The organism is Paenibacillus sp. Y301 (assembly GCF_059445505.1).
On record NZ_JCAIUL010000008.1, the window covers coordinates 121601 to 143859 of the forward strand.

The 22259-nt window shown below is 42.7% G+C and carries 20 protein-coding genes, 1 pseudogene and 4 riboswitches; of the genes and pseudogenes, 7 read left to right on the forward strand and 14 right to left on the reverse strand.

What is annotated here, in order from left to right; all coding sequences use genetic code 11:
• The first annotated feature begins 6 nt into the window (after window positions 1-6).
• The 3 genes from AC1D69_RS15265 to AC1D69_RS15275 are packed head-to-tail and all read left to right on the forward strand — an operon-like array spanning window position 7 to window position 1260.
• Window positions 7-678: an XdhC family protein gene (locus tag AC1D69_RS15265; RefSeq protein WP_495457004.1), complete on the forward strand. Its 672-nt coding sequence runs from the start codon at window positions 7-9 to the stop codon at window positions 676-678.
• Complete coding sequence (locus AC1D69_RS15270) at window positions 675-1097, forward strand: XdhC family protein (protein ID WP_495457005.1); 423 nt, start codon at window positions 675-677, stop codon at window positions 1095-1097. Before AC1D69_RS15265 ends, AC1D69_RS15270 begins: the two co-directional genes overlap by 4 nt.
• A complete protein-coding gene (locus AC1D69_RS15275; protein ID WP_495457126.1) occupies window positions 979-1260 on the forward strand; it encodes an NTP transferase domain-containing protein in 282 nt (93 codons plus the stop codon). Before AC1D69_RS15270 ends, AC1D69_RS15275 begins: the two co-directional genes overlap by 119 nt.
• A 73-nt stretch (window positions 1261-1333) precedes the next feature.
• Here the strand turns inward: AC1D69_RS15275 and AC1D69_RS15280 are convergent, their stop codons facing one another.
• The 3 genes from AC1D69_RS15280 to AC1D69_RS15290 form a co-directional block, all read right to left on the reverse strand.
• A complete protein-coding gene (locus AC1D69_RS15280; protein WP_495457006.1) occupies window positions 1334-2671 on the reverse strand; it encodes an MFS transporter in 1338 nt (445 codons plus the stop codon).
• A gap of 35 nt (window positions 2672-2706) precedes the next feature.
• On the reverse strand, window positions 2707-3201 hold the full coding sequence (locus AC1D69_RS15285; protein WP_495457007.1) for an ArsR/SmtB family transcription factor: 495 nt from the start codon (window positions 3199-3201) through the stop codon (window positions 2707-2709).
• A gap of 834 nt (window positions 3202-4035) precedes the next feature.
• Entirely contained in the window at window positions 4036-4971 is a 936-nt protein-coding gene (locus AC1D69_RS15290; RefSeq protein WP_495457008.1) for a ketopantoate reductase family protein, read from the reverse strand.
• A gap of 148 nt (window positions 4972-5119) precedes the next feature.
• Here AC1D69_RS15290 and AC1D69_RS15295 point away from each other — a divergent pair, with 148 nt between their 5' ends.
• The gene (locus tag AC1D69_RS15295; protein ID WP_495457009.1) at window positions 5120-5671 is read left to right on the forward strand and encodes a TetR/AcrR family transcriptional regulator; all 552 of its coding nucleotides are present in this window, start codon (window positions 5120-5122) and stop codon (window positions 5669-5671) included.
• Between the two features lie 107 nt (window positions 5672-5778).
• Here AC1D69_RS15295 and AC1D69_RS15300 read toward each other — a convergent pair.
• From AC1D69_RS15300 to gcvH, 11 genes and pseudogenes are all read right to left on the reverse strand, one after another.
• Window positions 5779-6508, reverse strand: a pseudogene (locus AC1D69_RS15300) (helix-turn-helix transcriptional regulator).
• 85 nt (window positions 6509-6593) lie between these two features.
• Window positions 6594-6812 carry a DinB family protein gene (locus AC1D69_RS15305; protein WP_495457010.1) on the reverse strand — a complete coding sequence of 73 codons (219 nt, stop codon included), beginning with the start codon at window positions 6810-6812 and terminating at the stop codon, window positions 6594-6596.
• A gap of 188 nt (window positions 6813-7000) precedes the next feature.
• Window positions 7001-8881, reverse strand: coding sequence for a molecular chaperone HtpG (htpG, locus tag AC1D69_RS15310; RefSeq protein WP_495457011.1), 1881 nt, complete (start codon window positions 8879-8881; stop codon window positions 7001-7003).
• Between the two features lie 252 nt (window positions 8882-9133).
• On the reverse strand, window positions 9134-10231 hold the full coding sequence (locus AC1D69_RS15315) for a PRK06851 family protein (RefSeq protein WP_495457012.1): 1098 nt from the start codon (window positions 10229-10231) through the stop codon (window positions 9134-9136).
• A 162-nt stretch (window positions 10232-10393) separates the two neighbouring features.
• Window positions 10394-11182: a hypothetical protein gene (locus AC1D69_RS15320; RefSeq protein ID WP_495457013.1), complete on the reverse strand. Its 789-nt coding sequence runs from the start codon at window positions 11180-11182 to the stop codon at window positions 10394-10396.
• 264 nt (window positions 11183-11446) lie between these two features.
• Entirely contained in the window at window positions 11447-12454 is a 1008-nt protein-coding gene (locus AC1D69_RS15325; RefSeq protein ID WP_495457014.1) for an ABC transporter substrate-binding protein, read from the reverse strand.
• Between the two features lie 48 nt (window positions 12455-12502).
• Window positions 12503-13498, reverse strand: coding sequence for an ABC transporter permease (locus tag AC1D69_RS15330; protein ID WP_495457015.1), 996 nt, complete (start codon window positions 13496-13498; stop codon window positions 12503-12505).
• 29 nt (window positions 13499-13527) lie between these two features.
• Complete coding sequence (locus tag AC1D69_RS15335) at window positions 13528-15042, reverse strand: sugar ABC transporter ATP-binding protein (RefSeq protein WP_495457016.1); 1515 nt, start codon at window positions 15040-15042, stop codon at window positions 13528-13530.
• 168 nt (window positions 15043-15210) lie between these two features.
• A complete protein-coding gene (gene sdaAA, locus AC1D69_RS15340; RefSeq protein ID WP_495457017.1) occupies window positions 15211-16116 on the reverse strand; it encodes an L-serine ammonia-lyase, iron-sulfur-dependent, subunit alpha in 906 nt (301 codons plus the stop codon).
• Between the two features lie 13 nt (window positions 16117-16129).
• Complete coding sequence (gene sdaAB / locus AC1D69_RS15345) at window positions 16130-16795, reverse strand: L-serine ammonia-lyase, iron-sulfur-dependent subunit beta (RefSeq protein WP_495457018.1); 666 nt, start codon at window positions 16793-16795, stop codon at window positions 16130-16132.
• A gap of 98 nt (window positions 16796-16893) precedes the next feature.
• Complete coding sequence (gcvH, locus tag AC1D69_RS15350) at window positions 16894-17280, reverse strand: glycine cleavage system protein GcvH (RefSeq protein WP_495457019.1); 387 nt, start codon at window positions 17278-17280, stop codon at window positions 16894-16896.
• Window positions 17281-17452: 172 nt separating this feature from the next.
• Window positions 17453-17531, reverse strand: a riboswitch (glycine riboswitch).
• Between the two features lie 4 nt (window positions 17532-17535).
• Window positions 17536-17651: riboswitch (glycine riboswitch) on the reverse strand.
• Between the two features lie 149 nt (window positions 17652-17800).
• Window positions 17801-17902, forward strand: a riboswitch (glycine riboswitch).
• A riboswitch (glycine riboswitch) is annotated at window positions 17903-18020 on the forward strand. It abuts the riboswitch before it with no gap.
• Window positions 18021-18119: 99 nt separating this feature from the next.
• Here gcvH and gcvT point away from each other — a divergent pair.
• From gcvT to gcvPB, 3 genes are read left to right on the forward strand one after another with little or no spacing between them, the layout of a single operon-like run.
• The gene (gene gcvT, locus AC1D69_RS15355; RefSeq protein ID WP_495457020.1) at window positions 18120-19226 is read left to right on the forward strand and encodes a glycine cleavage system aminomethyltransferase GcvT; all 1107 of its coding nucleotides are present in this window, start codon (window positions 18120-18122) and stop codon (window positions 19224-19226) included.
• A gap of 5 nt (window positions 19227-19231) precedes the next feature.
• Window positions 19232-20590: an aminomethyl-transferring glycine dehydrogenase subunit GcvPA gene (gcvPA, locus tag AC1D69_RS15360; RefSeq protein WP_495457021.1), complete on the forward strand. Its 1359-nt coding sequence runs from the start codon at window positions 19232-19234 to the stop codon at window positions 20588-20590.
• A gap of 8 nt (window positions 20591-20598) precedes the next feature.
• Window positions 20599-22056 (forward strand): aminomethyl-transferring glycine dehydrogenase subunit GcvPB, encoded by a 1458-nt coding sequence (gene gcvPB, locus AC1D69_RS15365; RefSeq protein ID WP_495457127.1) that lies wholly within the window; start codon window positions 20599-20601, stop codon window positions 22054-22056.
• Window positions 22057-22259: the final 203 nt, after the last annotated feature.

Genomic DNA, 22259 nt, shown 5'->3' on the forward strand with positions numbered 1-22259 from the left:
AACGTAATGGATATGCATGAATTGTTGCTCGTCCTTGAACATGAGAAGCAGCCCTGTGTTCTGGCAACCGTCATTCGAACGAGAGGCCACGCTTACCGAAAGGTAGGTGCCGCCATGTTATTCACGTCAGATGGTCGTAAATTTAGAAGTATTAGTCCCGGATGTCTGGAATCAGATCTGCAACAGCGGGTATCTCTCCTTCTTGAGAAAGATTATTCTGAACTGGTCATCTATAATATGGAGCCCGAAGAAGATCTGATGTGGGGTGAAATGACAGGGTGCGGTGGTGTCATCGAGGTGCTTCTAGAACCCGTAACCGGATCGTTTCGTCAGACCCTTGATGCAGCGCGGGTCATTCTTCAAGAAGGTTCCACTGTTCAAGTTAATCGATTCTGGGAGGGTAGTCATTGGGTGTACAGCTATAAGCCAGAAGAAGCTATGTATCCTGCTCTTCCTGAAGATAGGCTCGAATTCTCTAATGCTAACACCCTTACTTCCTTGTGGACTCCATGCCCACGTCTAGTCTTATTTGGAGCTGGAGCTGACGCGGAACCGATCTATGAGCTTGCTAGACAAGCGGGATTTCGCATCGTGATTGCGGATTGGAGATCGTCACTATGTAGTGCTGAGCGATTTCCACATGCGGAACTATGGGTAGGAACCCCAGAAGAATTATGACACCACTCAAGATATCATCCACCGATTATATTGTGGCTTGTAGCCATCATCTCCGTCATGAACAGCTGTTGCTACAATATGCGCTTCCATGTAAGCCTCGTTATGTTGGCATTATTGGGTCAAGGAAGCGAATCGCATTACTATTTGAAAATAGCCCCATTCCGTTCAATGTATATGCTCCGATTGGACTGAGCATCGGAGCTCAAGGTCCCTTTGAGATTGCCGTTAGTATTGTGGCACAGTTAATTGCATTACGAAGTGGCAAAGAACAACTAGACGGAGGGATCAGAGCATATGAAGATACCCGCGATCTATATGGCGGCAGGTCAGAGTTCCCGAATGGGAACAGCGAAACAATCCTTGGCGTTATTCCCCGGAATAACGCTGGGCAGTATGGCACTTCGTGTTCTCTTATCTAGCGGAATCACAGATATTTATATTGTCGTACGACCTGAAGATCCACTTGACTGGTTCCCAGGTGACTTAGTCGACAATGCCGCGTTGCATATTGTTCGAAGTTGGGATTTCGTCCATTGTGATGATCCTCTGTTGTTATACGATGTGGATAACCAGGAAGATTAGTTACGTGCCGTTGCATATTACTCTAATATTACTACAATATTACTACAATGAGTTGTTAACAAGATCATAACCATTAAGCTCTCATGTCCTTCGGAAGATTGGCTACATCATTCCCCCGAGAGAAATCGAAAAATCCTTCATGAATATGTTCGGGTCCAGGTAGGTTGCGAGAACTCTTATCTATTGACCAATACACGCCTACTAACATGACTATGACTCCACACAATGAAATAATGGTAGAACTATTTAACCATACACCCAGACTACCACCAATAAGACTGCCTAGAGGTAATGCCATGCCACTCAAAGCCATAGTTGCTGAGAAAATAAGGCCTAAATATTGCGGAGGTACCCCTTTTTGAACAACAGTGTTTATAATTACGTTAACTGCTCCTCCAGGAAACCATGCTAACCCGTAGATAAGAACCGTTATCCATACCCAAGGGCTGTAAGTGCTCAGACTCCAAGCTAATCCTGAAAGGATAAAGGCGAAGGAATATATCCGTCCTAACCGTATTCGGTCGAATCTGAAATAAGGTACGATCAGTGCGCCAAGCAGACTTCCAAGCGCTTGTGCCATCAACAATATGCCATAAATATCAGCCCCACCCAAGTGATCACTATACATCGGAAGGACACTAAATGTCGCTCCTCCGGCAGCATTAATAATGATAATCCCAAACAATAGTTTGGCAAGCGGCGTCTTCACAAGCAATCGTATACCATCCATCAAATCCGAGAAGTAATTGTTCTTTCTAACAGAAGAATTCTTCTTCGTTTCTGATTCGACTTCTGAACTGATCTCTGAATGGCCTTCCGAACTAGCTTCTGGTCTCGCTCCCGCACTCTTTATACGGATTTGAGAGAAAAGTAACGCCCCAATAAAGAACCCTATTGAATTCCATAAATATAACGACACCGCACCAAGCACACCAATAAGGATGCCAGATACGGCATTACAACCGACATCAATCCCTTGATAAGCTACTGAAAAAAGGGAGTTCCCTTGCGTTAACTGCTTCTTTTCCAAAATCTTAGGGAGAGCCGACATCTGTGCAGGATATACCCACGTATTACACGTCGTTAGTATAGGTGTAATGATCAACACTAACCCTACAGATAAGAACCCGAAATAGGATGCAATAGGCACAATAAGTAACAAGGTACCTTGAATGAGTTGACTGTACACAAGTACACCACGAATGGGAATACGATCTATGATCGGTCCTGAGAGAAGCTGAATAATCTTGGGTATAATCGATAAAAAACCTGCTAATCCCGTATATAAAGTAGAACCGCCCAGATCATACACTAGCCACATGGCTGCGACAGCGTATAAGCTATCCCCTATATTGGTTAATATTCTACCTATAAACATGAGTGAAAAGTTTCTGTTTTTAAAAATATCCACGGTTAGCCCTCCTATTCTGCTTGTTTTTCAACACGTTAATCCGCGGCCACAATCTTGACCCCAACTGCGAACTCCTTAACGTCTTCACCTTCAGTTTCCGAAGTAATGTCAACCCACTTTTCTAGCAATTTTTTGACATCCGAATTGAATTCCTCCGTCTGAGCTGTTGTAAGAAATAATCGGAGACTTAGCATTGTTCTGGATGACACATCGATATCATCTGCCAATAGCGGATCACTGAATTGTCCGCTTTTTGAATTCGTGGTATACCATTTCGATTTGGCTAGATAATATTTCTCGATGATTCCACCCTCCGAACGTGTCTCCACCAGATCCACAAGTCCCCCTTCATATAATTTGATGATATGGTAGTGCGTACTTCCTGGAGATTGGCCTAACTCTACAGCCACCTGTTTGGCTGTCTTCGCCGTATTCTGAAGACAACTAATAATCTGAATACGCTTAGCGCTACTCAGTAATTTGGACTGCTCAACTGAAATATTGACTAATGGAATTGAATTCGAATCCATAACATCACCCCTAAGAGAATTAGTTTTAATTATACTGATCTAGAATGTTTAGTCGTTCTAAAAATTTAGATCGTATATACATAAGCATATTATCACACGACCCATTTTATGTAAATACAATATTTGCAAAAAAATTAAGCTAATAAGTTTAACCAGGATATGGTTATGTAAAAGTGGGCATTAAGAATACTGGATCTACTCCTATCACGTTTACATTTAACCAAGGCAGCCCGTCAGGTATGGAAAAGATGTATTACACGGTCCCAGATGATAGACTACCACACAATTATTTCTCTACATCCGTATGGTCTTCGGGCTTTTTCTACATCACCATTTCCTCGGGACACAACATGTCTGGAACGGTTGGCGTCCATATAGGAACCAATCTGGCCGAGCTGAGAAACACATAAAATATGGGGCCCTGAACTCTATACACATAAAACAAGCTGCGCTCCGGACATGCCCCATAGAGCGAGCAAGGTCTTTTAACGTGGTATCCAGCCGGCTCATCTTAATAAATTGCTGGAGATTGCAAAACAAATTCATGACAATTAAGATACTTTGAATTTATTAGCAGGTATGCTAAGACGAAATAAAAGACCGAGCAAAATGCTCGATCTTTTTATTTTGCCCTACTACTTAACATCCTTATAAATAGTTCCACTAAATGTAACAGTAATATATGTGTCATGTTGCGCGATATTAACTCTCTGCAATGTTCCACCCGAACGCCCGGCTGTGTCATTATCTTCTGTGTAGACTATTGAGCCAGGAATAGTATCATTTATATGAATTATTGAGAAATAGACTTCTTGCGGATCCGAATTATCTCAGTCAACATTGTTCTGTATGAACATGTATTTCCGATTTGGTATCATTTTGACTTAAGAATTTCATTAAATCATTACTTAGCTGCACAATCTCATTGTTAGCATTATTCGCATAATCCGGCAACCTCATATCCCTAACCATTTTAGTGCGTAGCCATGTCATAAAGAAAAGATCCAAAAATAAGTTTGGAAATTTAAGCACTATTTTAAGCATGGGTGGATCAATTGAAACGCCAGCTTTTTGTATGGCCCTTAGATACGCTTTTAAAGTGACTGTTATTTTGCGTGCCGTCTTTCTGGTTCTGGCTGTTTTTTGGTCAATGATCTTATTCTCAGAATGCAGAACGCTCAACATGGCAATGTCTGATACGGCATGTGTGATTAAATATGCTTGCATATCCTTTTTAATAACGTAGGGAAGCTTCGCTGTTTTAAATAATTTTGCGAGGTTTTCTATGCGTTCTGTCACTACACCATTAATTTCTCCAAATGCAGTTGCCGCTATAAACTTTGGTAGAAATCGAGCATGCAATACTCCATCTTTAATCTGTCCGCCGAATCCGGGAAAAGCTGGTATCAGCCTATCCCCTACGATATCCAACCACGAAGAAAATCCAATTGAATTACTAATCATCGTAACTATATTTTTGCTTTGATTATCTTGTAGCGCTAACAACGCTGATTCGGACCGATCATAACGAACAGTAACGAGAATAAAATCGTATACATCGTCATTTTCGAGCGTATCAATGACATTCACTTGTATCGCTCTAACTGTACCTTTTTCTATATATTGCAGGCCACTTTCTCTTAATGATTTAAATCTATTCGAATGTGCAAACAGGCTAACGTCAAACCCTGCTTCAATAAGCTTAATGGCGTACATGCTCCCAATGACACCTGCACCAAAAATTAAAATTCTATCTTGTTTTGCTGACATTTATACCACCCCTACTTATTAACATTTCCTTTTGATCATCCGACAGCATGTTGTATGATGTGATTGTAAATCTTTATCATTCCTTGATCAACCATCAGTTTTTTATGATTTGTCGGATGATATTCTTATTCGCCAGTAGGAGGAAAACATGCAAAAACAACCCCAAATAACGGAGAAAACAAGACAAAAATTAGTAGAAGTTTTTTGTGAGTTATATAGCCAAAAGCCGATTGAGAAAATTTCGGTTCAGGAAATTGCGAATAAGTCTGGATATAACCGCAGCACCTTTTATCAATACTTTACTGACATTTACGAATTGTTAGACTCTGTTGAAAATGACTTATTAAATGACATAAAAAAAGAATTGGCGAATAAAGAGCTATCGATGCATACGGTTCAAGAAACGCTCTATTGTCTGGACAAAAGAGAACATCTCCTGGCTCTTAACGCCATTTTGGGCGATTATGGAAGTGCCCGTTTTTTAAATCGCTTAAAAAAAGAAATCACTTTGGGTCAAATAGAATTAAACATTCCGCAAAACCATTCCTTAACGCCATACTTCATTGAGTTTTACTTAACAACTGCCCTTTCTTTATTTCGTCTTTGGCTCCAACGTCAAAAGGATTTATCGTCAGAAGAATTTTTCAAATTAGTAGAGAACCTTTATTCAAGAGGGATTACGCCCTATTTTAAAAAATGAGTCCCAGATGTGGCGTGGAGATGCAATATATCGGCACAAGCAGAAAAGGGTGCCGTCCTTTTTTTCAAAGACGGTACCCTTTTCATTTGTTGACCCTTTGTAATTAATCAAATTCTCTTCTCATCCATAACCATATCTCGATAGTAATCTCCTAGCTCAGAGGTAACACTCACCATCTTCTCGATAAGAACATCAGGCTCGGTTATCGTAATTGACTTCCCATATGAGAGAAGGAAATACGGGACATAGGTCAGCAAAGATTCTAAGCCTAATTGGAATTCACGATCTACACGAAAGCTCCGTGGTTCTTGGCGTTTATGACAATAGCCAACAACGTACCAATGAAGTAGCTTCATTCCCACTTGTGTATTGCATTTCTAATGTACGACCATTGGCAACAGCTACCTCTAATTCTTGAAGAAGCGATTGTTGGCTCCGATCGACAGGAGGATGAATGACAGACAACCCGTCTGAATGCCGCTCCATATGGGCCAACTGTTCCTCATTGGTATACAACTTTAATTTATCGATGGCTCGGTTCAATGCATCTGCAAATGGATAACCCGCTTCTCTAGCAAAAGTAGATGCGTGAATGAGCGCCTTTTGCTCGTCCATGTCAAACATTAATGGAGCCTCTGAGAAGTTCTCCAATATCCGGTATCCACCATAATGCCCTGAATCCGCAATAATAGGCACCCCACTCGCACAAAGAGAATCGATGCAACGGTATACTGTTCGAATATGTACTTCCAATTCGTCCGCAAGCTGTTGAGCAGTCTTTCGCTGACCTGATTTCAACAACCATAGAATTGATAATATATTATCTGCTTTGGACATAACGTTACCGGCACCTGCCTTCTCTCGTGAAATGGATGAATTAATACCCATTATATGGTGTAATCCAATTTTAATAAACGTTCCTCTATTTAAAAGGTTCCATTCCTTTGTCAATCCAATCTTCTCTTGTCGGACCGTATACATCAGGTACACGCAACCCAGCTTGTCGCATTAGAACGGTCATCTGTCCTCTATGATGGGCTTGGTGCATAAGTACAAACCGGAGTGATGCACCATTTGTCCATTTCTCTCCACCCATATCCGTCATTTCTGTAAGTGTGTCATTGGTCCATTGTGTCTCCATAGCCTCCAATATTTCAATATAGTGAACCTATATTCACTATAATTGATCTTCACTGACATCTAACGTCAGTGAAGATTCACCATTCTAAATATATCAGAAGACAATGACAAATACCCTGTTTTGGCTCATGCCAGGAACAGGGTATTTGTCTGATAACTTATCTAAATTCATTGATGTAAGTTGCTTAATTAGATCATTATTTTACAAATGTCATTCGTGAATTGTACAGGGTCAATGACCTGTAGTCCTTCGATCAACAACGCTTGATTGTACAAGAGGTTGGTATACAAGCTTAGTTTGTCTTTATCATTAGCGTATGCATCCTTTAAGGATTGATATACTTCATGATTGACGTTGATTTCCAATACTTTGTCAGCTTTAACTTCCTGACCATTGGACATCCCTTTTAATATTTTTTCCATTTCAATCGTTAGTTCGCCCTCAGAAGACAAACATACAGGATGAGATTTCAGTCTCTTAGACGCTTTTACATTCGTCACTTTATCTGTAAGGATGCTTGCCATCGCTTCAAAGAGTTCCTTATTCTCGTTCTCTTCTGCATCCGTAGGCTTATCTTTCTCATCAGCCTCGATCCCCAAATCACCGCTCGATACGGATCTGAATTCCTTCTCTTTATAATTCATAATCATCTTAATTGCGAATTCATCGATATCATCCGTAAAGTACAGAATTTCATATCCCTTATCAGATACCATCTCTGTTTGTGGAAGCTTATCAATTCTTTCCATAGATTCGCCAGAAGCATAATAGATGTATTTCTGATCTTCAGGCATTCTTGCTACGTATTCATCCAAGGTAACCAATTTCTTATCTTTGGATGAGTAGAACATCAATAAGTCTTGTAGCAATTCTTTATGCATACCGTAATCATTGTAGACTCCGAATTTCAACTGTCTGCCAAAAGATTTGAAGAATAGCTCATATTTCTCACGCTCATCCTTCAGTAAGCTTTGTAGCTGACTCTTAATCTTATTCTTAATATTTTTCGCGATTAACGTTAATTGGCGATCATGTTGTAGCATTTCTCGAGAAATGTTAAGCGATAGATCTTCAGAATCCACCATACCTTTGACAAAGCTGAAGAAGTCCGGTAATAAATCAGAACACTTGTCCATGATCAATACACCATTGGAGTATAGCTCTAATCCCTTCTCAAACTCTTTTGTATAATAGTCAAATGGCGTATTCTCTGGGATAAATAGAATCGCATTATAGACTACAGCACCATCCGCACTAATATGGATATGCTTCAGAGGTTTGTCGAACCCATAACGTTTCTCAGCATAGAAATTGTTATAATCATCTTCTGTAAGCTCATTTTTATTTTTGCGCCAGATCGGAACCATGCTATTCACTGTTTGTTCTGCGCTAACTTCCTCAAACTCATCTTCAGTACCTTCTTTTGGACGTTGTTCCTTCACATCCATCTTAATTGGGTATCTAATGAAATCAGAGTACTTCTTGATAATAGACTTCAAACGATATTCTTCCAGATACTCATCATACTGGTCATCTTCGGTATTCTCTTTGATCGTCAGGATAATCTGAGTACCTACGGTATCCTTCTCACATGGTACAATCGTGTATCCTTCAGCACCTTCTGATTCCCACTTGAATGCTTCTTCGCTACCCAACGCTTTACTGATCACTGTAACGACGTCCGCCACCATAAATGCGGAATAGAATCCAACACCAAATTGACCAATAATATTGTGACCATCTTTTGCTTCGTTATCTTTCTTGAATGCTAATGAACCACTCTTCGCGATAACACCCAAGTTGTTCTCAAGCTCTTCTTGCGTCATTCCCATACCTGTATCCGTGATCGTTAATGTTCTATGTTCCTTATCTGCTGTCACTTTAATGAAGTAATCTTGTTTATTAAATACCAATGACTCATCAACTAGTGCTTTGTAATACATTTTATCGATAGCATCACTAGCATTTGAAACAAGCTCTCTTAAAAATATTTCCTTCTGTGTATAAATGGAGTTAATCATCATCTCCAACATTCTTTTCGATTCTGCTCTAAACTCTTTTTTAGCCATGAATAGTTAATCTCCCTTCGATATGCAAAAAGTAAAATGTTCATCTAGTTAGAATTACTTGCTGTAAATTTATGATCAATATCGCTCATTAAACCAATTAGCACTTTAAGGACTAGAGTGCTAATTCTTATTTTTACACATAACAATTTTTGTTGTCAACTTATGCCTATATAAAAAACACAAAAAAATGACTCCCTAATGTCAGAAGTCATTTATTAGTAGCTAACCCTCTATAAATTATTCGATACCCACCTAGTCACAAACAGCTGCTATGTCTATGATTTCCCGTAGAATCTCATCCTTCAGAGAATCTATAAGAGAGAAATCAATGGATCGAGCGTAGATTTCATCTAATTGATCTTGAAGAGACTTAGCATCGGTAAGGAACTGTATCGATCGTTTCATTTGCGCAGCATAGCGTTCTTTTATCGGATTAATGGCCTCTGCAAGTTTTTCATCCGTATCCGGTTGGATACAACGACGATACATATCCACAATCTCATCGGTGCCACCCTCAGGGAAATACTCATGTGGTGCAGTGCTATCAAATATAGCAAAGTTGAGATCACGTACAATAACCATATCTAGACTGTTAGGATCGAATCCACAATGGTAAATCTCAACATCATACCCACGCTCAGTTCCTGCAGCAGCTATTTTTTTGAGCATAGTTGATTTACCGGATCCAGGTCTGCCTTTAATAAGGTACCTTTTTAATCCTTCGGTTAGATTAGGAACGCAATCTTTAGCACCTTGTGGTGTGGCAGCACCTAAGAATCGATGATCTACCCTACTCTCTTTCTCTAGCTTCCGATCACCATAGAGCACATGAATCATTTCTGTCGTCAGCACATTAGCCTCTTGAAAATCCATGTTCGCAATATATAAGTCTTCCCACTCATCATGAATACGAAGCGCCTCTGCAAAACCAGCATACGCATGTTGATATGTTTGAGATATTTGTTCGTTCAATTGGTTGATGCTACCCTGTTGGGTGATCAGTTGATCCAGATGACAAGCTTCTCCTACGTTCACGTATTGAACTTCAACTTCTGGTAGCAAAGGTTCGATGACATATCTGTCTGTTCCTACGATGATTCCGACTTTTAACAGAGGAACTACCATACCATCCAGTGCTGAATTATCTGAAGCGCAATGCATATTCCAAATATCATAGCCTGCAGACACCAACTGATCCCCTATGGTCCGAATCAATTCTGACTTTCCCGAACGCGGCGTCCCTTCCAGAATAAAGAGTCTTTCCAACCCTTGTAAAGACGATTCCATTAAGCTCACAAATCCATGGGCCGTATTTCCACCCACATAAAAATTCTTAATACTTCCAGTCATGATGACCACACCTTTCTCAGCTCATATCACGCATATGTTACATCGTATTATTCGCCCATCCATAAGGTGCAACTAAATTTATATGTTATCCTACACATAAATAAAAAAAAACGCTGAGGTTGTTATTTCCCAACGTCTACTTGTAGCTTCTATTTATTAACCTTACGATTCAGTTGACTCTAATTGATTCTCATCGCTTTCTTCATTAACAAATAAAGAATCACTCTCTTCTTCTATGCGTTCCACCGGTTGATCCAGCTCATTTTTTAATTTCTCTGTGATAGACTGTCCAATCTCGCCGATTTGTTCCCCGATTTGTTCCATCTTCTTATTCAATTCAAGTACTCTCTCACGCTTAGCCGTTGACGGATGAGAAGAACGAGTCTCATCTAAAGCTATTTCGCTTTTGAGCACTCTCACTTCACCCTCCATTTTACTTCTTTGTGAAGACAATTGTTCTACTTGGTCGATGCTTCCAGCCAACTGAAGCATGTTCTGTTGCTTACCCGCTTCTACTTCTTGCTCTGTTTTCGGTTCACGATCTACTTCAGCACTTTTCTTGCTATCCTCATCAAGTCCTAAAGCTTTTTGTTGTTCGTCTAATAGCAGTTTACTCATCTGTTCGTCCAACAACGACATTTGTTCATCCATCTCTTTCAAGCGATCCTTAATCGAATCTAATTGGGCACCACTTTCCAATGTTTTATCGATTAATTTATTTTTACTATCCATAATATTGTCCTTTTGTTTCATTAACAATTCAATGGACTTGCTAACACCTGACGACTGCCCTTTACTTTTGAAAATATTTCGCGCTTGATCACTGATGAATAACGAATCTTTATTCTCTTTTTCTTTTTTATGAGTCATTGTGTGTTCACCAGATACCGATACCTTTAGTCCAACATGTTGGCTCCGAGCTGCACTGTTTGATAAATTAGAAATTTGCATATCATTTCCTCCTAGCTACTAGTCATGATTTTGAATATTCCATTCATAAACCACCTACCTTATTTATCGGAATTACGACAGAGAAACTTAAATGATGAATAGATACAAACTCGTGAGGGCGCTCCGCGAACGGACCGTTGTTCCAATCGCTGTTGTGTCCTGATTTTTTTGGAATTTCCCTTAGCGGTAAAAATCCAGACACAGTGTATGCTTTCGAAGTAGCTTTCCTTTGGAAAGCTTATAGGCCAGCCCATCATTCTTCAATTATTCGTAAAGTACTGCCTTCACATCTTCATTATTAATATTTGTTTTGTCGTACCATACGAAGCCACTGTCTATGGCTGGTTCAACCTTTTCACCTTTTGCTGCCGCAACCGCGGCTTTTACCGTTTCATAACCGATCCCAACTGGATTCTGGGAAACGGCACCAGCCATGAGCCCATTGTTGACCGCATCGATTTGCGCTTTACCGGAATCATAGCCGACAACGATGATTTTACCTTGCATTTTCATTTCGGCTACAGCATTAATAACACCGATGGCTGATCCTTCGTTTGTACCGAAGAATCCTTTCAAATTTGGATGCGCTTGCATAATGGCTTTAGCTAAGTCGGTTGATTTCAGATGATCCCCACCGCCATATTGAACATCAACAATTTTGATATTGGGATATTGTTCCTTCATGCGATTTACGAATCCATCCCGACGATCAATGCCTGTGCGACTCGTCTGGTCATGCGCGATCACTGCAACTTCGCCCTGACTGCCGATGAGCTCAGCCATTTTATCCGCTGCGACACCTGCTGCTACGCCGTTGTTCGTCGCTACCGTGGAGACGGGGATATCACTCTCAACGCCAGAGTCGAATGCAACAATTGGGATGCCGCCTTCTTGTGCTTTTTTCAAAAGTGGAATCGATGCTTGGCTATCCAGTGCCGCAAATCCGATTGCGCTTGGTTTCTTGTCTAGGGCAACTTGGAGCATCTCGAGCTGCTTATCCACCTGTGCTTCTGTCTCAGGTCCTTCGAAAGTAATCTCTACATTGAGCTCCTTCGCCGCTTTCTCTGCGCCAACCTTAACCGCTTGCCAGAATTGATGTTGGAAACCTTTCGATATAATCGGGATGTACATTTTATCTCCATCCGTTGACGCTACCACTTCTTTGGTAGGCTCTGGGTTCTTCGATGCATTCTTATTGTTACTGTTATTCGAACCGCACGCACTAATGACGAATACAAGTGACAATACCGTTATTAACCAACCCTTTTTCATATTCATATCCCCTTTTTTAATAAAATAATAACTACATGACGCTCCACGTTATGATTTACGCCGACGTAGAATATCCGCATATACAGCAAGCAGAATAACGAATCCGACAACAATCGTCTGCCACTCCTGCGGCACGGACAAGATGCGAAGACCATTCGTGAGTACGCTCATGATTAATGCACCAATAACCGTACCGACGATCGTCCCTTTCCCCCCGCTAAGCGATGTACCTCCAATGACGACAGCAGCAATAGCCTCTAATTCGTAACCCATACCTAGTGCCGGTTGGGCGGAATTAAGACGGGATGCCATGAGAATACCTGCAAGACCCGTAAATAAACCAGCGATCATATAAATAATAATCTTCCATTTCTGAACGTTAACTCCGGATAGACGTGTTGCCTCCTCATTACTCCCGATCGCAAAGTTATACCTCCCTACAATGGTACGGGATAACAATAGACTGCCGATGATTGCTGCGAGAAAGAAAATAAGCACGGCGTTCGGGATATTGAACCCTGGAATGAGATCCCCTAATTCTGTCCCTAATGAAATTTTCGAGAACACTTCGTTATCTGTAAAATAAATCGGCTTCGTACCCGAGATCACGAGTGCAAGTCCTTTCGCAATCATCATCATAGCTAGTGTAGCGATAAACGGTGGAATCCCTAGTCTAGCGATAACAAAACCAGAGATAAATCCACATATAGCACCTGTCATCAGCCCCCCTATAATTCCGACCCACACCGGGAGTCCCCACATCGTAATGAATACACCAGTCATTACTGCACTAAGCGTCATCACCGTTCCTACTGATAAATCAATCCCGCCAGTAACAATAACGAATGTGGCGCCAAGCGCCAGCACACCGATAACCGCTGTAGACAGCAATATACCCACGATATTAGAGAAATTGAAAAAATTGCTTGATGCTACAGAGAAAAAAATGATGAGAAAGATCAAACTCCCGAAGGCCAAAAATTGTTGTACTCCTGCGTTCACCTTCATACGCTGTTTCTGAGATGATTCCGTTGCTCCCTTCATTTGACTCCCTCTCTTCCTAAAATCATCCTTCATCCTTTGCTAGATCGGTCTGTCGCGTATGCCATAACCTGTTCTTGTGTCACGCTATCATCGTTCATCAACTCTCCTGTAATTCTCCCTTCACACATGACGATGATTCGATGGCTTAGCCTTAAAATTTCAGGTAGCTCTGAGCTAATCATGATGATCGACTTCCCTGATGCTGCCAAACTCTCTAGTAGCTTGTATATCTCACTCTTAGACCCAACATCAATCCCGCGTGTCGGTTCGTCGAAAATAAGAATGTCACAGTCCCGTGTTAACCATTTGCCGATAATGACCTTTTGCTGATTCCCACCTGACAAATTTTTAAGCTTTTGCTTAACGCTAGGTGTCTTTACTTTCAATTCTTGAATGACCTTGTTGGATACATCCGTCATCCGATTGTCATTTATCCATCCACCCTTCTTTGTGAAGCGACTTAACGTCGCTAGCGCAATATTCATTGTGATATCCTTTTCCAGTAAACAACCAAAGTGTTTTCGATCCTCAGATAAATATCCAATACCATGACTTACAGCCTGATGAGGACCCGTGATACTGACTTTACGACCATGGATATAGACCTCCCCAGAATCCATCGGATCCGCTCCAAAAATCGCCCGGGCAACCTCCGTTCTTCCAGCCCCAATAAGACCTGCTACACCAAGGATCTCTCCTTTATGGAGGGTTAAACTTACGTCGTGTAGTACATTTTTACGATTGATATTATGTACCTCAAGTACCCTTTCGCTACTAATGATATTGACTAGATCGGGTTTCAGAGGCTGATATATCTCCCTACCTACCATCATCGCTATAATTCGGTCAATACTGACCTCTTCCGTAGCTACAGTGTCTATATAGCACCCATCGCGCATAACGGTAATGCGATCAGTAATCCGCTTCAATTCCGCCATCCGATGGGAAATGTAAACGATTCCAACTCCTTTTGCACGAAGATGATGGATCATTTTGAACAATTCTTCAATCTCTGCATCACTTAGAGCTGCTGTCGGCTCATCCATGATCATTACCTGAGAGTCATAAGAAATAGCTTTAATAATCTCCACCATCTGTTGCTTGGCCACTGTCAGCTTCGATACGAGCGTAGTCGGGTCAATATCTAAATTCATCTGCTTTAATAAAATGGCCGTTTGTCGATTCATTTCTTTATCATCTAGAAACCATCGGAATGCTTTGCGGGGCTCTTTGCCGATAAAGATGTTCTGAGCTACCGTCAGATCAGGAGCCAAATTCAACTCTTGGTGAATCATACTGATCCCCAATTTCTGAGCTGTACGCGTATCCAGGATATCTACTTCTTTACCTTTATAAGTAATGCTTCCCTCATCTTTCTGATAAACGCCCGTCAACACTTTCATCATCGTTGATTTCCCTGCGCCATTCTCACCGACAAGGGCATGCACTTCCCCAGCTCGTAATTCGAACTCACATTGCTTTAATGCTTGAACACCGGCGAAATGCTTCTTAATTCCTTCCATCTTCACAACAATGTCACTCATCGCCCGCCCCCTTTCCAACTTATAGACAATATATTGCCATAACTAGTAGTGATAGAACCATTGGATTCCAGACGCAAAAAAACTCAAGCCATTCTTTCGCTTGAGTTATCATTTATATTTTAAATAGAATAGAATGCTTACTAGAAACTACGCAGTGTCAGTCATGAATTACTCTCCTTGAAATCTAACAGATGACGATTTGGCTGTCATGATTTGCTCCGTTATTTTCCGTCCTGTTGGTGTCTGAGCAAGGCCCCCAAGCGCGGTTTCGCGATGTTCACTTGGCATATTTGTACCTATCTCTAACATAACACCAATCACTTCGTCCGAAGGGATGACGCTTTGGACACCCGCAAGGGCCATGTCCGCTGCCGCCAATGCATTCACAGCTCCAAGACCGTTACGCACAATACAAGGTATTTCAACTAACCCTGCAACAGGGTCACAGATTAACCCTAGTGTATTTTTTAAAGCGAGACCCACTGCATGAACCACCTGTTCAGGACTACCACCACGTAACTCGACCATCGCACCTGCCGCCATGCCGATAGCAGAGCCGATCTCTGCTTGACACCCACCTTCTGCCCCGGAGATAAACGAGTTATTCGCAATAACATAGCCGATCGCTCCGGCGCAGAAGAGACCATTCACGAGTACTTCATCATCCCAACCAAACCGCTCCTGCGAACTAACAAATACGCCTGGAATGACACCACAGGACCCCGCCGTTGGCGTCGCTACGATACGTCCCATTGAAGCATTCACCTCAGATACGGATAAGGAGTAAGCCATCGCTTTACCTGACCATTCTCCCACGGAAGGTTCGTTACGCTGAACGTACTCATTCATCTTGCGCCCGTCACCTCCCACCAGACCACTCCTTGAAGTAATCTCGGTATCAATCCCCTTACGAACTGCATCTTTCATGACTCGATAATATTCTGTCATCTGTTGTACAATTTTGTCGGGTGTCTCATCGGTTTCTTTCGCCTGCTCAGCAATCATAAGCTCGGCAATCGTCAGCGACTCCCTGTGGCATATTTCAGAAATATCCTTCAGACTACGAAAACGCATGTTAACGACTCCTCTAGTTCAGATCGATAACGGATACTGTACTAATATGAGGTATCTGAGAAACCAATTCGAGTACTGTATTCTCAGGTCTCCGGTCACACTCAAGTACCGTCATCGCAGCACCGCTTCTTTCTTTGCGATCTACGTTCATAAATCCAATATTTAACCCTGCTTCACTGATCGCACTAGTAATAGAAGCGAGAATACCTACATGATCATCATGAGTGATGACCAATGTAGGGTAATAACCTGAACATCCTGCAGCGAAACCATTCATCGAATGAATCTCAATATTACCTCCACCAATGGAGGAGCCGCTTACTGTAATCTCTCGGCCACTTACGCTTGCTGTAATCTCAGCAAAATTGGGATGAGGACTCATGACTGTGCCCCGCCGAAATTTATATCGCATCCCAACCTTTTCCGCTTCCACGAAGGCATCTGGAATTCTCTCATCGTCTGTATCGAAATTGAGTAATCCCCCAATAAGAGCTAGGTCCGTTCCATGACCAGCGTACGTCTCTGCAAAGGAACCATACAGTGTAATGATAGCGAGTTCAGGCGTACATCCTAATAGTTGTTGGGCTACACGGCCGATGCGCACCGCACCTGCGGTATGAGAGCTGGATGGTCCGACCATCACTGGACCAATAATTGAAAAAACATTCTTAAACCGCATAGCAAAAAATTCCCCTTCCCCTTACCAAACACATCAGAGATCCGTCCTCATCCATTACGTAATATGCACCATTTTATTCCTCACTATTTTAGCCTGAATTAATTAATTAATTTCTCATATTGTTCAGCATTCAGCAGTCCTGCTATGGCAGTTGTTGCATCCCCATCCACTTCAACCTCAATCAACCAGCCTTCGCCATATGAATCCGAGTTCACAAGTTCAGGGGAATCCAGTAGGACCTCGTTCACCTTCGTTACCGTTCCATTAACCGGACTGAAGAGATCAGATACGGTTTTGACGGACTCAATCGTCCCCATGGCTGCTTCTGCTTCAAGCGTTGTTCCTACTGCTGGGAATTCTACGAATACGATATCACCTAGCTGAGTTTGAGCGAAATCTGTAATTCCAATTCGAACCACATTCCCTTTAGCTTCTGCCCACTCATGTTCCTCTGTATATCCCAATCCAACTTTAACTTCGCTCATAGTTAACAACCTCTCATTGGTATAATTAGATGATTTGATTTCGTACGATTTGCATCAATCCGCGAGTATCTAGCGTTATTACTCATCCTTTAAGCATATCCTTTAGAAGAAAGAGTCGCATACGCTAGTTCAGACAGCAAAAAAGGACAGAGAACTGGCTAAATGCCATGTTCTCTGTCCTGGGTACCTGAGAGTTTAAGCAGTCTTAGACTGCTGTTACCCCTTTGGTGGCTTATTCGCTCTCTCCAGAGTTGCGTCGAATGGCGGTTCTTTTACCTGAGAGATTAATCAATCAGCTGGCTAGCCATTGACTTGCTCCTTCGGTGCCCAGCGAATGTCTCATCCGCTCGAGTCTCTCCCTACCATTGTCATCCACTTACTATAAATTTATATATCTAGATTAATGCACAATACAAGCCCATGTCAAGATACCTAACAAATTATTTGCATCAAATGAAGTTATCGTTGACATCCAGTTATTTGGTCGTGTATAAGTAGACTATGACAACCGAATATGCGGATGATGGTATAGGGAGAGACCGCCTACAATAGTCTTTGGCGGCGCCGAAGGAGTAAACCTAACAAAGGTGAATCTCTCAGGCAAAAGGACCTTTATCGGACGTAACTCTGGAGAGAATGTATGGAACGATAATATCGTCCCTTACGTCACCCAAGGGGAAACTTGGACTTAAGTTCGATGTTCGGGGTAACTCTCAGGTACAAAGGACAGAGCGAAGAGGAAACGTAATTGTAGCACAATGCTACGGATGCGCCCCTTTTTGCTGCTGTTCTTATTTTCGTTTCCACTATATATGAAATCTAAGGAGGAGATATGAAGGATGACAGAACTTAAGAGAACACCGCTATACCCACTCTATGTTAACTATCCTGGTGCCCGCTGTATAGATTTCGGCGGATGGGATCTTCCCGTTCAATTCTCCGGCATTCAAAAAGAACACGATGCAGTTCGTAAACAAGCAGGGCTGTTCGACGTATCCCACATGGGTGAATTCATGGTAACAGGAACCTTCGCAGAAGCATTCCTGCAACAACTAACAACCAACGATGTATCCAAACTCTCCGACGGTCAAGCTCAATATACACTCATGTGTTATCCAGACGGAGGTGTAGTTGACGATATACTCGTGTACCGATTCAGTGCCAATCAATACTTTGTCGTTGTGAATGCTTCCAATATTGACAAAGATTTCGAATGGATGCGTGAGCATTTAATCGAAGGCGTTACGCTTGAGAATATATCCTCTGAGCTTGCACTACTTGCTCTCCAAGGCCCTAACGCAGCTGCCATCATGGCTTTGGTTACAGAATATGATTGTGATCAATTAGCTTCCTTCCATTTCGCCAAAGACGTATCTATAGGCGGAGTCAAGGCAATGGTCTCTCGAACGGGTTATACGGGTGAAGATGGTTTTGAAATATATGTCTCCGTCAATCATGCCGCAAACGTATGGAATACTCTAATGGCTAAGGGTGAGCCACACGGTCTGATCCCAGCTGGTCTGGGCGCACGTGACACGCTACGTTTTGAAGCCCGTCTACCACTATACGGACAGGAATTATCGAACACCATTTCTCCTCTCGAAGCTGGTGTTGGTTTCTTCGTCAAGTTGAACAAAGGCGAATTCATTGGCCGCGAAGCGTTAGTACAACAAAAGGCTAATGGGTTAACACGTAAGATGGTTGGTATTGAGATGATAGACCGTGGTATTCCTCGTACGCATTATCCTATATATGCATATGGCAAATGTATAGGTGAAGTGACAACCGGAACGCAATCACCGTCACTCAAACGTAACCTTGGACTCGCACTAATCGACGCCAACTACACTGAACTAGGAACTGAAGTGTGGGTAGAAATTCGTGGTAAGCAGTTGAAAGCCGAAGTTGTGAAAACACCATTTTACAAAAGAATTCCTAAGGAGTGAACAACGTGACCAACCAACACCGCTACATCCCGATGACTGAACAAGACCAAGCCGACATGTTAGAAACGATCGGTGTAGAATCAACGGAAGCTCTGTTCCGCGACATTCCTGAGGAAATACGCTATCGTGGCACCCTGCCGATGTCTTCTGCACTTGATGAATTCTCATTGCTTGAACATATGAAGACATTGGCTGGACGTAATGCAGATACTGACCGTTACACTAGCTTTCTGGGCGCTGGTATTTATGACCATCATGTTCCCGTTGTTATTAATCATATGATCTCTCGCTCCGAATTTTATACCGCTTATACACCTTATCAACCAGAGATCAGCCAAGGAGAACTTCAGGCGATCTTTGAATTCCAATCCTATATCTGTGAACTGACTGGCATGGCCGTTGCCAATGCAAGTATGTACGACGGAGTGACCGCATTATCCGAAGCTGGCGCTCTTGCAACTGGAGCAACCAAACGTAAACAACTTATCATCTCACGTACCGTTCATCCCGAAGCGCGTGAAATGGTCAACACCATGGCTCATGGCTTAAATCTGGAAGTCGTTGAGGTTGGCTATTCCAATGGTGTAACAGACCTAAGTGCATTAAAGGAAGCCGTAACGGGAGAAACAGCAGCTGTGCTCATTCAGTCACCAAATTTCTTTGGCTGTATTGAGGATATCGCAGCCATTGAGCCCATTATTCACGACGTCAAAGGACTGCTCGTTGTTAGTACGAATCCGATGTCGCTTGGTCTACTCGAAGCGCCAGGCAAGCTCGGTGCTGATATTGTCGTAGGCGATGCGCAACCACTCGGTATCTCGCAATCGCTTGGTGGACCCACTTGCGGTTTCTTCGCTGTGGCTGAACCGCTTATGCGACGTATGCCAGGCCGTATCGTCGGACAGACGACTGACCTGGATGGTAAGCGTGGGTTCGTCTTGACACTACAAGCCCGGGAGCAACATATTCGACGTGAGAAGGCGACGTCTAACATCTGTTCTAATCAAGCATTACTAGCCCTGTGCGCATCCATCTACTTGTCCACCATGGGTAAGGAAGGGCTTCGTGAAGCAGCCAATCTGAATCTACAGAAAGCTCACTATGCATCCCGTGAAATGAACAATCAGCGTGGGATCAAGCTTCCATTCTCATCTCCCTTCTTCAATGAATTTGTCATAGAACTTCCTGAGGGGACATCCGTGAAAGAGTTGAACTTGAAGCTGTTAGAGTCTGGCATCCTTGGTGGTTACGACCTCGGCATGGCTTATCCAGAACTCAAAGGTCATATGTTGGTCGCTGTCACTGAGAAACGTACCCGCACGGAGATCGATAGCTTCGCAAGCAGACTGGGGGAATTAGCATGACTACGAATATGAAACCAGAAAAAGCACTTATCTTCGAATTAAGCAAGCCAGGACGTGTGGCTTACTCGCTTCCACCCTGTGATGTTCCAGAATCAGCACCCTCAGAATATATTCCAGCAGCGATGCTAAGAGAAACACCCGCTCAGCTACCCGAAGTATACGAAGTAGACGTGATTCGTCACTATACAGAACTATCTCGACGTAACTTCGGAATCGACAACGGCTTCTATCCACTAGGATCCTGCACGATGAAGTATAATCCGAAGATCAATGAGGACACCGCACGTTTCGCTGGCTTTGCCAAGATCCATCCTTATCAGCCAGAAGAGAGCATCCAAGGCGCTCTTGAATTGCTGTACACTCTTCAGAACGATCTTGCTGCTCTCACTGGAATGGATCAAGTAACACTCCAACCAGCAGCTGGGGCGCACGGCGAATGGACAGGACTCATGATGATCCGTGCATACCACGAGAGCCGTGGAGAGAAACGTACCAAGGTTATCGTTCCTGACTCCTCGCACGGTACGAATCCAGCCAGTGCGACAGTCGCTGGTTTCGAGACGATCACCATCAAATCGAATGAACGGGGAATGGTCGACCTTGATGCCTTACGTGCAGCAGTAAGTAGTGATACAGCAGCACTTATGCTCACCAACCCTAGTACACTTGGTCTGTTCGAAGAGCAGATCGTTGAGATTGCAGAGATCATCCATGATGCAGGTGGACTACTCTATTACGATGGAGCTAACTCTAACGCGATTATGGGTATTACTCGACCTGGCGACATGGGCTTTGATGTCGTTCATCTCAATTTACACAAGACAATGAGTACTCCGCACGGCGGTGGCGGACCTGGATCCGGACCTGTCGGTGTGAAAAGTATCCTGATTCCGTATTTACCGAAACCAATCGTTGAGCAACGTGAGGATGGAACATACTTCTTCGATTATGATCGTCCCGAGTCGATCGGTCGGGTGAAGGCATTTTACGGTAACTTCGGCATTCTCGTTCGAGCATATACGTATATTCGAACTTATGGTCCAGAGGGTCTACGGCACGTATCCGAATGCGCGGTTCTAAATGCCAATTACATGATGCACCGACTTGCTCCTCACTTCGAGATTCCATATCCCGGCGTCTGTAAGCATGAGTTCGTTATGTCGGGTAGCGGTCTTAAGCAGTATGGCGTACGGACGCTCGATGTGGCTAAGCGGCTGCTTGACTTCGGGTACCACCCACCAACCATCTACTTCCCACTTAATGTCGAAGAATGCATCATGATTGAACCCACAGAGACAGAGAGTAAAGAAACGCTCGATAGCTTTATCGATACGATGATTCAGATCGCGGAAGAAGCAAGAACAACACCAGAACTCGTCACTAATGCCCCATACGACACGGTCGTACGACGTCTAGATGAGACAACAGCAGCACGGAAGCCAGTGCTGAATTGTAGTTGTAACTAGCGGAAATATATGCCACATTATGATATAGAAATAAGGCAGACCTAGTCAGGAATCGAGTATCCAGAATCATTACACAAATCGATTTAGATGCATATGCGATTTGAATTTGATTCAAGTGAAACTTATCTTTTTTCTGTAAAAATTCTTTTTTGTACAAAACCCAACTTAATTTTGGGGTATGGCGATAAAGCCATGTTTGTTTC